14 protein-coding genes and 1 pseudogene are annotated in these 14,376 nt (G+C 69.4%); 7 read left to right on the plus strand and 8 right to left on the minus strand.

Annotated elements, in window-relative coordinates; all coding sequences use genetic code 11:
• Nucleotides 1-123: 123 nt before the first annotated feature.
• The gene (locus ACX27O_RS25765) at nt 124-1,323 is read left to right on the plus strand and encodes a low temperature requirement protein A (protein WP_458940224.1); all 1,200 of its coding nucleotides are present in this window, start codon (nt 124-126) and stop codon (nt 1,321-1,323) included.
• A gap of 66 nt (nt 1,324-1,389) precedes the next feature.
• On the opposite strand, the gene ACX27O_RS25770 is transcribed toward ACX27O_RS25765, so the two are convergent.
• From ACX27O_RS25770 to ACX27O_RS25780, 3 genes are all read right to left on the minus strand, one after another.
• Nucleotides 1,390-1,689, minus strand: a complete 300-nt coding sequence (locus ACX27O_RS25770; RefSeq protein ID WP_030333710.1) for a putative quinol monooxygenase — start codon at nt 1,687-1,689, stop codon at nt 1,390-1,392.
• A 178-nt stretch (nt 1,690-1,867) separates the two neighbouring features.
• Nucleotides 1,868-2,587: a VOC family protein gene (locus ACX27O_RS25775; protein WP_030333712.1), complete on the minus strand. Its 720-nt coding sequence runs from the start codon at nt 2,585-2,587 to the stop codon at nt 1,868-1,870.
• Nucleotides 2,588-2,706: 119 nt separating this feature from the next.
• Nucleotides 2,707-3,912: a DUF418 domain-containing protein gene (locus ACX27O_RS25780; protein ID WP_156057652.1), complete on the minus strand. Its 1,206-nt coding sequence runs from the start codon at nt 3,910-3,912 to the stop codon at nt 2,707-2,709.
• A 161-nt stretch (nt 3,913-4,073) separates the two neighbouring features.
• Here ACX27O_RS25780 and ACX27O_RS25785 point away from each other — a divergent pair, with 161 nt between their 5' ends.
• The 4 genes and pseudogenes from ACX27O_RS25785 to ACX27O_RS25800 all read left to right on the plus strand — a co-directional run bounded on the left by ACX27O_RS25785 (nt 4,074) and on the right by ACX27O_RS25800 (nt 6,517).
• Nucleotides 4,074-4,610 (plus strand): GNAT family N-acetyltransferase, encoded by a 537-nt coding sequence (locus ACX27O_RS25785; protein WP_247680642.1) that lies wholly within the window; start codon nt 4,074-4,076, stop codon nt 4,608-4,610.
• A 178-nt stretch (nt 4,611-4,788) separates the two neighbouring features.
• Entirely contained in the window at nt 4,789-6,003 is a 1,215-nt protein-coding gene (locus tag ACX27O_RS25790) for a hypothetical protein (RefSeq protein WP_458940225.1), read from the plus strand.
• 272 nt (nt 6,004-6,275) lie between these two features.
• Nucleotides 6,276-6,350: pseudogene (locus ACX27O_RS25795) on the plus strand (hypothetical protein); the annotation flags it as partial.
• A gap of 32 nt (nt 6,351-6,382) precedes the next feature.
• Nucleotides 6,383-6,517, plus strand: coding sequence for a zinc-binding dehydrogenase (locus ACX27O_RS25800; protein WP_081883901.1), 135 nt, complete (start codon nt 6,383-6,385; stop codon nt 6,515-6,517).
• Nucleotides 6,518-6,530: 13 nt separating this feature from the next.
• On the opposite strand, the gene ACX27O_RS25805 is transcribed toward ACX27O_RS25800, so the two are convergent.
• From ACX27O_RS25805 to ACX27O_RS25825, 5 genes are all read right to left on the minus strand, one after another.
• Nucleotides 6,531-7,142, minus strand: coding sequence for a GNAT family N-acetyltransferase (locus tag ACX27O_RS25805; protein WP_030333723.1), 612 nt, complete (start codon nt 7,140-7,142; stop codon nt 6,531-6,533).
• A gap of 172 nt (nt 7,143-7,314) precedes the next feature.
• Entirely contained in the window at nt 7,315-9,783 is a 2,469-nt protein-coding gene (locus ACX27O_RS25810; protein ID WP_458940226.1) for an ABC transporter permease, read from the minus strand.
• Nucleotides 9,780-10,541, minus strand: a complete 762-nt coding sequence (locus ACX27O_RS25815) for an ABC transporter ATP-binding protein (protein WP_030333726.1) — start codon at nt 10,539-10,541, stop codon at nt 9,780-9,782. The genes ACX27O_RS25810 and ACX27O_RS25815 overlap by 4 nt, the downstream gene beginning before the upstream one ends.
• 111 nt (nt 10,542-10,652) lie before the next feature.
• Complete coding sequence (locus ACX27O_RS25820) at nt 10,653-11,309, minus strand: response regulator transcription factor (protein ID WP_358133904.1); 657 nt, start codon at nt 11,307-11,309, stop codon at nt 10,653-10,655.
• On the minus strand, nt 11,297-12,520 hold the full coding sequence (locus tag ACX27O_RS25825) for a sensor histidine kinase (RefSeq protein WP_358133906.1): 1,224 nt from the start codon (nt 12,518-12,520) through the stop codon (nt 11,297-11,299). Before ACX27O_RS25825 ends, ACX27O_RS25820 begins: the two co-directional genes overlap by 13 nt.
• A gap of 168 nt (nt 12,521-12,688) precedes the next feature.
• Here ACX27O_RS25825 and ACX27O_RS25830 point away from each other — a divergent pair, with 168 nt between their 5' ends.
• Nucleotides 12,689-12,919: a hypothetical protein gene (locus ACX27O_RS25830; protein WP_030333731.1), complete on the plus strand. Its 231-nt coding sequence runs from the start codon at nt 12,689-12,691 to the stop codon at nt 12,917-12,919.
• Nucleotides 12,920-13,366: 447 nt separating this feature from the next.
• Nucleotides 13,367-14,341 (plus strand): SdrD B-like domain-containing protein, encoded by a 975-nt coding sequence (locus ACX27O_RS25835; protein ID WP_030333732.1) that lies wholly within the window; start codon nt 13,367-13,369, stop codon nt 14,339-14,341.
• Nucleotides 14,342-14,376: the final 35 nt, after the last annotated feature.

Raw genomic sequence — 14,376 nt, forward strand, 5'->3', positions numbered from 1 at the left:
TCCGGCGAGCTGTAACATCCTCCATCGCGGATGCGTCTTTTGTCCGTGATCGCTCCGGCAACGTGGTACGACTGCTTCAGCGACTATCCGACGAAGCGAGCGGGCCGGGTGACGAGTAACAGAGTGGCCAATCTGCTGCGCAGGCGGGAGAGTCCGCAGCGGCCGACGTTCCTGGAACTGTTCTTCGATCTCGTTTACGTCTTCGCGCTCACCCGGATTGTGCACGAGCTGGTGTTGGACTACACCAGAGGTCACGTCGCAGAGCGGTTGACCACCTCCCTCGCGGAGAACGGCGAAACTCTGCTGCTGCTGTTGGCCCTCTGGTGGATCTGGACCCAGACGGCATGGGTGACCAGCAGATTCGATCCGTTCCAGCCGCCGATCCAGTTCGTTGTCGTCGCGACGATGTACGGCAGCCTGCTCATGGCGGTCGCGATTGCCGGGGCGCTCTCCGACACCGGCATGCTCTTCGCGAGCACCTACGTCGCGATTCAGGTGGGCCGCACCCTCTTCTTCGTAGGCATCGTGCGCGGTCACAATCTGCGCCGCGTCAATATGTTGGCGCTCATCTGGTTCAGTGTGTCGGCCGTACCGTGGCTCGCCGGAGCCTTCGCCCCCGAGGTGACGCGCAATTCGCTGTGGACGGTGGCCCTGGCAATCGACTACCTGGGGGCCAGGCTCGGCTGGCCGATACCGGGGCTGGGCCGCTCGCGGGTGTCCCCGTGGGCCGTCGCGGGCGAGCACCTGGCCGAGCGCTACTGGCAGCTTGTCATTGTCGCGCTTGGCGAGACGATCCTGACCTCCGGGTCGAGTCTTCTCCGCGGTCCGATCGTGGCTGAACGAATGATGGCCCTTACCTTGTCGTTCCTCACCACGGTGTTGCTGTGGCGGATCTACTTCTACCGAGCCGGCCAGATCCTGGGCGAGGCCATCGCGGCATCCGCCGACCCGGGCCGGCTCGGTCGGTTGGCCGAGTTCGCGCACCTGCTCATGGTGTCCGGCATCCTCGCCACCTCGGCCGGCTCCGAACTCGTCCTCATCGACCCATCCGGAGACGCCAAACCCGCCTGGGTCGGAGCCATCCTCGGAGGGCCCGCGCTCTACCTCGCCGGGCGCTCAGTGTTCGAGTACGTGGCCTTCGCCCGAGTGTCCTGGCCACGGCCGATCGGGATCCTCGTCCTCGCGGCCATGGCACCGATCATGGTCGGCCTACCGCCCCTCGGGGTCGCCGCGGCGGCGGCCGCCGTCCTGCTCGGCATTGCCGTCTCCGACACGACCCGAGCCCACGGACGTCCACTGGAGGAGGCCTCGCCGCCACGCTGACGCGTATCCGTCACCCATTGAACGAGGTCGACTCGCCGGGCAACCTGCGAGACGGCGATCACGGGCTTACACGCCCAGGCCTCCCACCACTGTTACCTCTTGGCTGGTGAACTCGCCCGTAAGCATCGGCATGGCCTTGCCGATCGCCGCCCTAGTCTCGGGAAGCTGCAACGAGGCGTCGTGCTTCTCCTTGCTCTGCCACACCTCACTCACCCAGATCGTGTCGTCGTCGGTGTCCGAGACGCTCACGACGTACAGGTCGCATCCGACCGTGCGCAGGCCATCAGCGCCGCTCAGCAGGATGTCCACGACGTCATCCCGGTGGCCCGGCTTGGCCTTCATCGATCCGATGTAGCCGTACGACACAGCAACTCCTTAAGCGGCGGCGAGCTGATCGGGTTCATGCGACGAGCGCAGAAAGCGCCTCGCAACGGAAGCGATTTCTGCGGCCTCGAGCATACTGATCTATCGCTGACAAGGCGCGGCGATCGTGAGCGTGCCCCGATCGACTGCCGAGAGATGATGGAGGCGTTCGCGTGGTGAGTCAGCGCAGTGCTGTTGCGAGTTCGGTGGCGTTGTCGAACGCGGCTGCCGCCCTCTCTGACTCGTCGTCGGTGAGCGTGACGGACTGGGCGCGGGCCAGCAGTTCGGCCGCGGTGTCCGGGTCGTGCAGCACCATCGCGAGTTCGGCGCGGTAGACCAGGACCTCTACCTGCTCGACCGGGTCGTCGTCGGCCTGCGGGCGGGCCAACGCGCTGTCGAGGATCCGAACGGCCTGGCTGATGCTTCCCCTGGAGTCGGCCTGTACGACGGCATTCGCCAGGGCTTTGGCCAGCCGCCCGGCAGACGTGGCGTCCGGCATGGGGGCGGCGGTGGGGTCCCGGAACACGCGGATCCAGTTGCCGCCCGGGTCGATGACGCTGAATCCGCCCAACCCGTCGGCGTTCTTTCGCGCCCTGGGCCGGGTCATCCGCGGTGTCCCGGACACCAGTACCCTGCCGTACGCGGCGCGCATGCCGGCTGCGAATGCTCGGTGCAGTCCCTCGATGTCCGGGGTGATTACGAGACAGGAGCCGTAGGACTGCTCCGGGTCGAATCCGGCGATCTCGAAGAACTGCAGGTCGATGTCCTCGCGCTGCACCCCCACGCACGGGTTGGGCTTGCGTTGTTTGTACGTGGTGTGGAAACCAAGAACTCCGTAGAAGGTTTCGATGTCGTCGATGGATGCGCACGGCAGCAGGGGAACGGTCCGCTCGTTGGCCATGCCTCCTTCCTAGGCGTCGCGGGGTGTCCGTCGCACATGGAAATAGCTGACCATCGCCTCCGGCCATCCGTTCGGCTGATGACCCCGAACGCAACGACGGTGGCGAGCTGGACACGCCGTCAGACCGGGTCGGCGGCGCGGAGCTGTGGCCACCGCTGCTCGGTCCAGGCCCGCAACAGCCACTCCATCGGTCCGTACCGGAACCGTGCCATCCACGCCGCGCTGGCGGCGAGCTGCGCACCATAGATGGCGACCGCGATGACGAGGACGACCGCGGGTGCGACGGTGCCGGCGAGGCCCAGTCCGACGCCGGTGAAGACCAGCACACAGAGCAGCGATTGACCCAGGTAGTTCGACAGGGACATCCGTCCGGCCGGTGCGAGTACGGCGACCACCCGCCGGCCCCGGTTGGTCTGGAAGAAGCGGAGAAGGGTGGCGGCGTACGCGGCGGCGAGCAGCGGCGCGGTGAGTACGCCCGCCGTCAGTCCGGTCAGGTTGGCGGTGCCGCCGCCGGAGGCGAAGATCACCGCACCCGCCAGGCCGATCGGATAGCCCACTTGCTGCACCCGGCGCAGGAACTGCCGGTTTCCGACGACGTCGGTGAGCAGCCGGCGCCGCCCGGCCGCGTAACCGAAGAGGAAGGCCGAGAGCGCGAGCGGCCCCTGCACGAGGAGCGTGCCGAACATCGCCGGCAGTTGCCGTACGTGCTCGGTGATCACCGACCCGATTCCGCCCTGTAGTGCCTCGGTGGATCGCTGCCCCGCCGCCAGTGCCGTCGCCGGATCGGTGACCAGCTGGGTTCCGCCGACGGCGGCGAGCGCGAGGACGAAACCGATCCCGCCGGTCAGCAGTACGGCGGCGCGCAGCGCGGTCCCGACGCGGACTCCCCGCATGGCGAGCAGGATCAGGCCGAGCAATGCGTACGTGGTCAGGATGTCGCCCTGGAACAGCAGCACCGCGTGCAGGATGCCGAGCACGAAGAGCCCGGCCAACCGTCGCCGGAACCGGGGGGCGAAGTCGATGCCGCGCCGCGCGGCGGAGTCGAGTTGGAGCGTGAAGCTGTAGCCGAACAGGAAGGAGAAGAGCAGGTACGCCTTCATCGTGAAGAGCAGCTCGACCAACCACAGGACCGCCTGGTCGCCCCACGAGTCGTGCGCGGGGTCCGGCACCAGATGGAAGGGATAGCCGGAGGCGAAGAAGGCGATGTTGACAATCAGGATGAGGAGCAACGCCACGGCGCGCAACGCGTCGACGGCAGCGATCCGGGAGAACGGCCCGGGCGGCCCTTCATTAACGACTGACGGGTCTTTGATGGAGAACTTCACGCGGCTACCCCCGTATCGAACAGTAAATCGAATTCGATGGCTCCCTCCGACCCTACGAAGCGGCAAATCCCGGTGACAGCCGGTGAGCGGGAACGTCGCCGGTGGGGTAGGCCCTACCCCCGCCCCATCAGTGCCGGATGCTACGAAGGGACGTGCCTGACATGACCAGATCCCTTGATGCCACGTCCCTGGAAACTCCACGGTTGCTGTTGCGCCGCTGGCGAAGCAACGATCTGGACGGCTTCGCCGCGGTAAACGCAGAGCCCGAGGTAATGCGCTACATCCATGACGGCCGCACCCTGGACCGGGCCGCGACCGCAGAGCGCCTGGCCATCTATCAGCGGCACTGGGATGAGCACGGCTTTGGCCTGTACGCGGTGGAGATCAAGGAAACCGGAGAACTGGCCGGCTTCACCGGGCTGGCGGTGCCGACCTTCCTGCCCGAGATCTTGCCGGCCGTGGAGATCGGCTGGCGGCTCGGCCGCGCGCACTGGGGCCGGGGTCTGGCCACCGAGGCGGCCCAGTCCGTGGTCGCCCACGCTCGTGCCGAGCTCGGACTGCGGCGGCTGGTCAGCATCCACGTTGTCGGCAACGAGGCGTCGGCGCGGGTGATGGTCAAGCTGGGCATGACGCTGGAACGCGAGGCCGTGCAGCCGGACACCGGCCGCCAGGTCCGGGTCTACGCGATGGATCTTTAGGCGGTACACACAGCGACCGTCCAACAGCTCGTTGACGAGCGGAGACGGTCACACCCCCACGAGTCACCAGCTCGCCAGATTCGACGATGGCTTGTCGGGCCGCTAGGCCGTTGGCTCTCCTGCTGTTCAGCGGTGGCTGACGACGTCACCAGCGGCTTTTCACACCTAAGGTGGTCCGATGCCCCAACGCTCGGTACCCGCTGAAAAGGTTGACTGGTCGTCGGTGAGCCATGCCTACGGCCCTGCCGTCGAGATCCCGGCCCTCCTCCGTGCTGTCAGGTCAGACATCCAGGAGGTCCGCCAAGGTGCATACGGCGATCTCGTCGACCTGCTCGTGCATCAGGGCTCCCGGTTCGAGGCCAGTGCTGCGGTGGCTCCATACCTGATCGATATTGTCGCTGATCCGGCGGCCCCGGACCGCTTTGCTGCCTGCCAGGTGTTGGCGGCGATCGCGGTGGGCGATGAGAGTTCATGGCTCAGCGATCGTCCTGATCCAACAGACATGAGGGCTGAGGCCCAACGCCGCGCGTCATTGAGCCGAGAGGAGTTGGAGGCGGAGCATCGAGATTGGATGGCAGCGGCACCGAATGAAGAGGAGCGCAGCGCACGGGAACGGCGAGCCGAATGGGGCGACGTCGAGGCAGACCGTGACGAGCAGCGGTGGACGATAGAGGCGTACGACGCGGTGCGGGTCGGGGTGCCTGTCTACGTGGCAGCGCTGGAAGCCTCGGAAGCTGCGGTCCGGCTGTACGCCGCTCACCTGCTCGCCTGGTTTCCTGAGGAAGAGGGCTTGGTCGGCCCAGTGATGGCCGGTCTCATCCGGCGGGAGCCGGATCCGGTCGTCGCAGCAGCTGCCTGTGTCGCGGCGAGCCTCGGGTGTCGTCACGGCGGCGAAGCATTAATCGACGCGCTGTCTAATCGGCGAGGCAGCGTAAACCGTGCCGAGCGCTGGTCGGCGGTGTTGGGCCTGTCGAGAATCTTGAGTCACCCGGATCGATCCTTGGTCAGAGAACTCTATGAATGCCTCTTCGGGGCCACTGAACCCGTACCCTATTGGCCGTTCCTCGAAGGTGACATGGCCGGCATGGCGGCCCTCACGATCGCAGAATTAACTCCCGGAGTCGCCGGGGATCGGATCGACGTGCTGGCCGAAAGGGCCGCCTCCGCTGATCCCACCGCAGATGCCTTCACCCTGCTCACCGCTCTGTTGGACGCAGCCTTCCCCGACGGGCCGATACCCGACGGTGTGGGATTCACGGACCTCACCCCAACCCGGCAGAGAGCCCTCTGGACGGTATTGAGCAGCGGCGTCATGTCAGCCGCGCCCAGGCTGCTCAGCCGCTACAACCTGCCTGACAGCGAGCAACAACTTCGGACCTGGTGCCGCGCGTGAGGTCCATGGGTAACCGTTCCACCAACGGCTGAGTGACCAACTGGGTGACCGTCGGGCGCGCAACCAGGTCGCCGCAGGTCATGCGGAGAGGCGGTGTACGTTCCGCTTGAACGGCCGGTGCCAGTAGGTCAATTCCGAGCCCGACGCCGACTTCTCGACCGCCGGCAGCCTCGTCGTCGACCAGCCGCTTGTCCCGCCGTGCTAACCCAGGAGGCGTAGGCTGCTTGCCCGGAACGCTTCGGGTACCGCGGCTGGCCTACCGTCCCCAAGGGTTGCGGACCCTCGGCTCGGACATCGCCGGATGGGTCGAGGCGGTGGGTTCCGCCGTCACTCGGTTCCGACCTGGTGACGAGGTGTACGGCGACAATCTCATGCTTCGGTGGCCGATCTCTGCGTCGCGGGTGACCTCGGCATCCACATCGACCGGGCCTTCACCCTCGACGAGACGCCCGAGGCGTTGGCCTACGTGGGCGAGGGACGCGCCCTCGGAAAGGTCGTCGTGAGCGTCACCTGACAGGAGTCCCGCCTCAGCAAGAGGCACGACACGCCTCCCACATCGCGCGGGTCATCTCGTACTCGACCTCCGCTCCCGACAGCGGGTCATCACCGAACGGTCGGTAGGTGCGCACGTACCTCATGCCGATGGCTTCCATCACGCCGCGAGAGCCGGTGTTCACGGCCATGGTCTGCGCGATCACCCGGCTCTGCCCGACGGTGTCGAAGGCGTGCCGCAGCAGGGCGCGGGATGCCTCACTGGCCAAGCCTTTCCGCCAGTACCGACGCACAAGGCGGTAACCCAGGTCTGTGACTGTCGGGTCGTCAGGTTGGTCGGGGCCGTGCGCCGGCGGAAGCATCATGAGCCCGATGAACTCGCCCTCGTCCTCGCGTGCCGGCGGCGTCGAGCCGCGCGCGCCGCCATCGGAGCCGAACGCCATCCAGAAGCCCAAGCCGTCCACCGTGCCTGCCAAGGCCATCCTCTGCCCGTGGGCTGCGACCACCTCGTCCCTGGATCGCGCCCGGCCGCCGTTGATGTAGCGGAGGACCTCCGGATCGGAGTCAAGCTGGAGTTCCAGATCGAGGTGCCGGTCGGCAAGTGGGACCAGCAGCAGACGGGCGGTGTTTAAGGTCGGTTGGGGCATGAGGCAGAGGATCACACGATCGTGCCAGTTGCGGGATCCGATTTTTCGGAGGTCACAGCGCTCATCTGCCGCGCCTCGAATCCAGTGACAAACTCTGCGACACCAGGGTGACAGTGCCGCCTCAGCGATGTCTGCGGAGGCGGCACTGTCACCGACATTTGAGCCGCGAGGCCTACTCCTTCACACCGATGTTGTCGATCGGAGGGGCGCTGAGCAGCCGTCGGACGGGCCACACAGTGGTTGCCAACGCCAGCAGCGTCGTGCCGCCGAGCACCGCCACCCCACCGAGCGGCGGGACGTACGGGATCGGGCTGCCGGTCAGTCCGTTGACGATCGCGCTCAGGGTCAGCGCCGCTATCGTCGCGCCGATCAGCACCGCGGTGCCGAGCAACCCGGCCTGTTCGGCCTGGACCATCGCGCGAATCTGCCGGCGGGTGACCCCGACCAGTTGCAGCAACGCCAACTCGCGGCGGCGGGCAAGCGCGGCCATCACCATCGTGGTGGCCGCCGCCAGCGCCGCGTACCCCACCATCACGCCGATCAGCAGCCGGTTCAGCCAGGCGCCGAGAGCCAGATCGGTGCTGATCAGGCGGGTACGGGTGGCGGCGTCGAGAACCTCGGTGCCCGGGTTCCCAGCCGACCACGTGGCCAGCGCGGTGTCGGCCTCCGGGCCGGCGCTGACCAGGACCTCGTCGGTGGTGTTCGCGGCCGTGTGCCCGGCGACCGTATCGGCAGCCAGTGTGACGTCGCCGAAGCCGAGGCCACGGCCGTAGATCGCGATGACGTCCAACGTGACCGGGGTGCCGTCGCCCAGCCAGAGTTCCGCCCTGTCGCCGACGTCCCAGCCGGACGAGGACGCCTGCGTCGCGGACACGGCGACGGTGCCCGCGCGCAGGTCGGCCAGGTTGCCCGCGCGCACGGCGAGGTTCATCGTCGACGTGACGCCCGCCGGGTCGACCGACTGCGCGCCGACCGGCTCGATGCCGCCCAACGCCCGCACCACCACCTGGGTACGGCGCACACCGGTGGCCGCCCGTACCCCGGTCAACTCGCGGATCTCCCGCGCCGTGTCCGCCGGCAGCCCACCCGGGGCGACAACGACCCGTTCGGCGAGGGTTCCCGCGCTGCTCTGCGTGGTGGTCTGCCGTTCCAGGTTGGTCTGCAGGAACCAGACCGAGCCGCCGAACCCCACCGACAGCACGAGGGCGGTCAGGACCGTCGCCATGCCCTGCGCGTTGGCCCGCAGGTTGGCCGCGGCCAGGTAGCCGCTGACCCGCCACACCCGCGGCAAAAACGGTGTGAGTAGCCGTGCCGCGTACGCGTTGATCCTCGGTGCGAGCAGCGCCACGGCGATGACGAACAGGTACAACATGCCGGCCGCGCCGGCCAGTGCCCCGGTCGACCCGCCCGCACCGAGGGTGAACGCCCCGGAGGTGCCGGCCGCCGCCAGCGTCAGCACGCCGGCGATCAGCCGCACCCGGCCGCTCCGCCGGGGCTCGACGGCGATTTCGCCGAGCACCTCGATCGGCTTGATCCCGGTGACCCGGCGGGCGGCGACCAACGCGGCCAGCACCGCCACGAGGACCGCCGTACCGACAGCGGCCGGCACCGCGAACAGACCGCCGGCCATCGGGAAGCTGGCCGGCACGAACCCCCGCTCGACCAGCTCGCCGTGCACCCAGCGGGCCGCCAGCAGGCCCGCCGGGCCGCCGACCGCAGAGCCGACCAGGGCGAGCAGCGCCGCCTCGGCGATCAGCATGCGGCGCACCTGCCCCGGCGTGGCCGCGACCGCGCGCAGCAACGCCAGGTCACGTCGACGGTGCCGGACGGACAGCCCGATGGTGCCGGCCACCACGAAGATGATCAGCAGGACGACGTACCCCCCGAAAGCCGATCCCGCCCCGACCAGCAACGTGCGGGCGGCCAGGTTGTCCGACTGCTCGACGTTGCCACGGTCGTTCCCGGCGTACGTCGTGGCGCCAGCCGCCGACGCGATCTCGCGCACCGCGCCGACGTCGGCGCCGGGCATCATCCGCACGCCGATCGCATCAACCCGGCCCGGGTGGGCGGACAACCGGGCGGCCTGCGCGTCGGTGAAGAACACCGCCGCCGTACCGGTCTCGGCGGTTCCGCTCACCAGGTACGACCGCCCGACCCCGCCGACGACCAGGTCGATGCGGTCGCCGGGTGCCACGCCGAACCGGGTGTCGACCAGCACCTCGTCGTCGGCCCGTGGCGCGGCACCCGCGACGATCCGACGACCGGTGAAGGCGTACGTGTCCCAGCCGTGGCCCACGGCGGCGGGGGAGCCGATCACCACCGCGTCGTCGCCAGCGACGGCCGCGACGCCCGGCACCTGGCGGATCCGGTCCACCACCGCCGCGTCCACAGTGCCGCCCTCGGGCAGCGCGACGGTGCTCGTGGTGGTGTCGCCGAACTCCTTGAACGTGTGGCTGACGGTGCGGTTGGCGACGACCACGTCGGCCGTCGCCCAGAGCCGTGGCTCCGCGCGGAAACGCAGCCCGGACTCGACGAGGGTGCCCATCGCCACCAGGATCAGCACACCGGCGACCAGGGCCAGCAGGGTGGCGGCGGCGGGGCCGGCGCGGTGCCGCAGCAGGCGGGCGGCGAGCCCGGTCATCGGAGGACCCGCCGATCCAGCGACGCCAGGTGCTCGGCGATACCGGCGGCGCCGAGCTGCGGAAGGTCGGCGACGATCGCACCGTCGGCCAACACGAGCACGCGGTCCGCGTACGACGCGGCGATCGGGTCGTGGGTCACCATCACCACGGTCAGCCCGTGCTCGTCCACGACCGCGCGCAGCAGCGTCAGCACCTCCGCCGCGCTGCGGGAGTCGAGAGCGCCGGTCGGCTCATCGCAGAAGATGACCTCGGGGCGGGTGGCCAGCGCGCGGGCGATCGCCACCCGCTGCTGCTGGCCGCCGGAGAGCGCGGCCGGCCGGTGGTGCAGTCGGTCGGTGAGGCCGACCCGCTCGACCACCTGGGTCAGCCAGGCCCGGTCCGGACGGACGCCGGCCAGGCGCAGAGGCAGCACGATGTTCTCCTCGACGGTGAGCGCGCCGATCAGGTTGAACGCCTGGAAGACGAACCCGATCCGGGTACGACGCAGCTCGGTCAGGCGGGTCTCGGACAGCCCGGACAGGTCGGTGCCTCCGATCACCACCCGGCCGGAGGTGGGCCGGTCGAGCCCGGCCGCGGTCTGCAGCAGCGTGCTCTTGCCGGAGCCCGAGGGCCCCATCACCGCCGTGAAGGTGCCCCTGTCGAAACGGACGTCGAGGCCCGCGAGCGCAGTCACCTGGTTACGGCCGGCGTCGTACACGCGGGTGAGGTGTTCGACGCGTACCGCCGCTTCGGTTGTCTGTCCCGGATAGTCCGGCATTCTGGTGGCCTCTCTCCGTGTCATCGGCAAGAACTGCGCGCACCAGAAACGCTATTGACGTGGGAGAACGGCAACCATCCCGTGAGCTGCCAGGTCCGGGTACAGCAGGCGCTACCGCCGATCGCCGTCCAGGTAGCGCAGCACGGCGGTCACCCGGCGGTCGGCACTGTCGTCCGGTGGCAGCTGAAGCTTCGAGAAGATGCTGCGGATGTGCTTGTGCACCGCGCCGTCGGTGACGAACAGCCGCTCGGCGATCGCGCTGTTGCCAAGCCCTTCGGCCATCAGCCCCAGCACCTCACGCTCACGTGGCGACAGCTCGCTCAGCGCCGTGTCCGTCCGGCGGTTGCGGGCGAGCAACTGCGCCACCACCTCCGGGTCGATCACGCTGCCGCCGCCCGCGACCCGGTGCAGCGCGGCGAGGAACTCCTCGACCCGACCCACCCGCTCCTTCAACAGGTAACCGAGCCCGACGGCGCCGACCGAGAACAGGTCGGTGGCGAACGCCTGCTCCACGTACGCCGACAGGACCAGCACCGCGAGGCCGGGGCGCCGCCGCCGGGCCTCCACCGCCGCCACGATGCCCTCGTCGGTGTGGGTCGGAGGCATCCGTACGTCGACGATCGCGACGTCCGGCGCATGGTCGTCCACGGCGACCAGGAATTCGCCCGGAGTGCCGGCCGTGGCGACCACGTCCAGGTCCTCCGCCCGCAGCAGCAGCGCCAAACCCTCACGCAGCAGCGGGTCGTCCTCGGCGATCACGATCCGCATGGCAGCTCCACGTCCATTCTCGTCGGCCCTCCCGGTGGGCTCGTCAGCGTCATCCGGCCGTCGTACGCCTCGACCCGCCGCCGGATACCGGTGAGCCCTGAGCCACGTGTCTCGTCCGCGTCGCCGTGCCCGTCGTCCTCGATGCTCACCAGCAGCCGGCCGTGCTCGCGGCGCACGGCCACGTCCACCCGGCTCGCACCGCTGTGCCGGACGACGTTGGTCAGCGCCTCGGCCACCACGAAGTAGGCGGTGGCCTCGACCGAGGCCGCGCACCGCACGGCCACGTCCACCTCCAGTCGGCAGGGCACCGCGCAGCTGCCGGCCAGGCCCGCCAGCGCGCCGGCGAGACCCCGGTCGTCCAGCACCGGCGGCAGGATCCCGCGCACCACCGTACGCAGCTCGCCGAGTGCCTGTTCGGCGGCGTCCTGCGCCTGCCCGAGGATCTCGTCGGCGCGGTCCGGATTGCGGCGCACGGCCCGCCGCGCGGCACCCAGCAACACGTTGACCGCCACCAACCGGTTCTGGGTGCCGTCGTGCAGCGACCGTTCGATCCGGCGCAGTTCGACAGCGTGGGCGTCCAGCGCCGCAGCGCGGGTGGCGGTCAGCTCGGCCACCCGCAACGACAGGTCGACACCCGGCGGCGGAGGCAGCAGCCACCGGCCCGGCCATGCCTGGAGACGGGCCAGGACCGGGCTGAACCAGATCGCGGCGGCGAGCCAACCCACCCCGAGCACCCCGACCCAGAGCGCGTCGGACAGGTCGTCGACGCGCCACCAGACGATCCCCGGCGCGGCGTCGGGGGGAACCAGCCGGTACCACAGCGGGAAGGTGGCGTCCTGCACCGCATAGAGCGGCAGCGCGACGCCGACCAGCCCGGCCACCAGGCCGATGAGTGAGTACAGCCCGACCCAGCCGAGCTCCCGGCGCACGAACGGATCGTGCACAGCCGTCCGCAACCCGTCCGGCACCGGACCGGGGGTGGGGATCCGGTCGCCCCAGCGGGACAACCGGGCGCGCTCACGGTCGGCCACCGACCGCACCACCCGCAACGCACCGGGTACCGCCAGCAGCCCCACCCCGCCCACGCAGGCCACCGCCACGATCACCGACCAGAGCAGCGCGCCCAGCGCCAGCGTGGCGGTGCCCAGCCCTCCGACGAGGTGTTCCACGGCGTTGACCGAGGCGCGAACCCGCCCCCGCACGTACGCCATCGACCCACCTCCCCCGCCAACATAGGCCACCGCAGGCCTCGCCCAGCAACGTCCGGCGCGGAAGGTACAGCCTGCTGTACCACTGTCGTCGAGCTGGCGGGATCGTCTCCGCCGCGCCGCCTACCTAGCGTTGACGGCGTCGAGGAACATTCGCCGAAGGAGGCAGCAATGACCGATCCGTACCGCATCACCGAGGCCCCGGTCGCCGCGACGAAGAAGCCGGGCGGCCTGCTACGCCCGCTGCTGTGGCTGGTGCTCTTCGTCAGCGCGGCGGCCAACGTGGTGCTGTCAACCGCGGCGGACAACCAGTGGATCAGCTCCGGGTTCGGGCTGGTGGCGCTGCTCTGCGCGGTCGCGCTGATCGTCCACCACCGCCGTAACCGGGTGCGCGAGTCGTAGGGGCCCGACCGTCACGCCCGATCACCCATGCCGGTCGGCGTCCCACCACTCACGGGCCAGTGCCGACCAGTGCTTCCCCCATGCGGTGAGCGCGAACCGTACGAGCTCGGGGAGGAGGAGTGAACGGCGGTCAGGAGCAGGCGATCCTCGCGGTGTACGTCCGAGGGCTGGACGGCATGTGTGTTGGTTGCCGGGCACAGCGGCTCGCAACGCGAACGAATTCTGCGGCCTCGAGATACTGATCTGCCGGTGACCAGGCGCGGCGATGGTGAGCGTAAATGGAGCGGTCGGCGGTCGTCGGCGTCCGCACACGATGAGCGTTCACTCGATCATCAAGCTAACCGTGATCGGACACCGTCCGGTCACGCTCTCAGTCTTGGGACGGCGGAGTGACTCGTCCAGCCACTAGCATCGCGCTGATTCCCGCCCCCCATTACGGAGACCTCCATGCGCAAACTTGCCGCCGCCCTCGTGGGCGTGCTCGTGGCCGCACTTCCGGCAACGGCCGCCCTGGCCGCCGCCCCCAAGCCGGATATCGCGGTGACCTCCGCCGCCGACAAGGCCAGCTACGCCGAGGGTGAGACCTTCACCATCACGGTCACGGTGAAGAACAAGAGCTCCGTCGACGCCAAGCACGTGCACTACACCGGCGGCGACAGCGAGGGCGTCGACGATGTCGCCTATGGTGAGCTGTCGAGCGGCTTCGACCTCGCCGCCGGTGCCACCAAGACCGTAAAGCTCACCGGCAAGACCAACCGCGTGGCGTGGCAGGTCGGCCGGGGATACGTCGCCTTCGAGCTTCGCGCCGACAATGGCGAGGCCAACGCCGCCGACAACATCACCAGCGTGCGGCTGCTGGTGCCGGGCGCCTTTGACGATCTCGGCGGATACGTCTTCCAGGGTGAGTCCTATGACGCCGAGTGGACGCCCCAGACCGCCGGCGTGCCGGGTGTGAAGGTCGTCGCCACCACTGCCGACGGCAAGACGAGGTACGCCGAGGCCATCACGGACGCCAAGGGCCTGTTCCGTCTCGCCCACCTCCCAGCCGGCGACGTCCTGCTGACCTTCACCGCCCCGGCGGGCTGGAAGGTCATGGCCGGCGAGAACGGCGAGTACGACCACACCCTGGCGCAGGTCAGCGCCGACGACAGCGACGAGCCGCGCATCTTCGTGCCGGCGAAGAAGGTTCCCGTGAGCTCTCCGAGCGCCTCGCCGTCGCCGTCCTCGCCGTCGCCGTCTTCCTCGCCGTCTTCGTCTTCGCCGCCGTTGTCGCCGTCGTCGTCGCCGACGAGCGCCGGTCCGGGTCTGCCGGTCACCGGCGACAAGACCATGCTGCTCGTCGGCGCGGCTGCGGTCGCCCTCGCGGTCGGCATCGCGCTGGTGCTCGTCGCACGACGCCGTCGCGTACGCCTGCAGGCCTGATCGACCGACGTCGCTTCGGCGGCCGGACACCGCGG

It is taken from the genome of Micromonospora sp. SD19 (assembly GCF_054462275.1).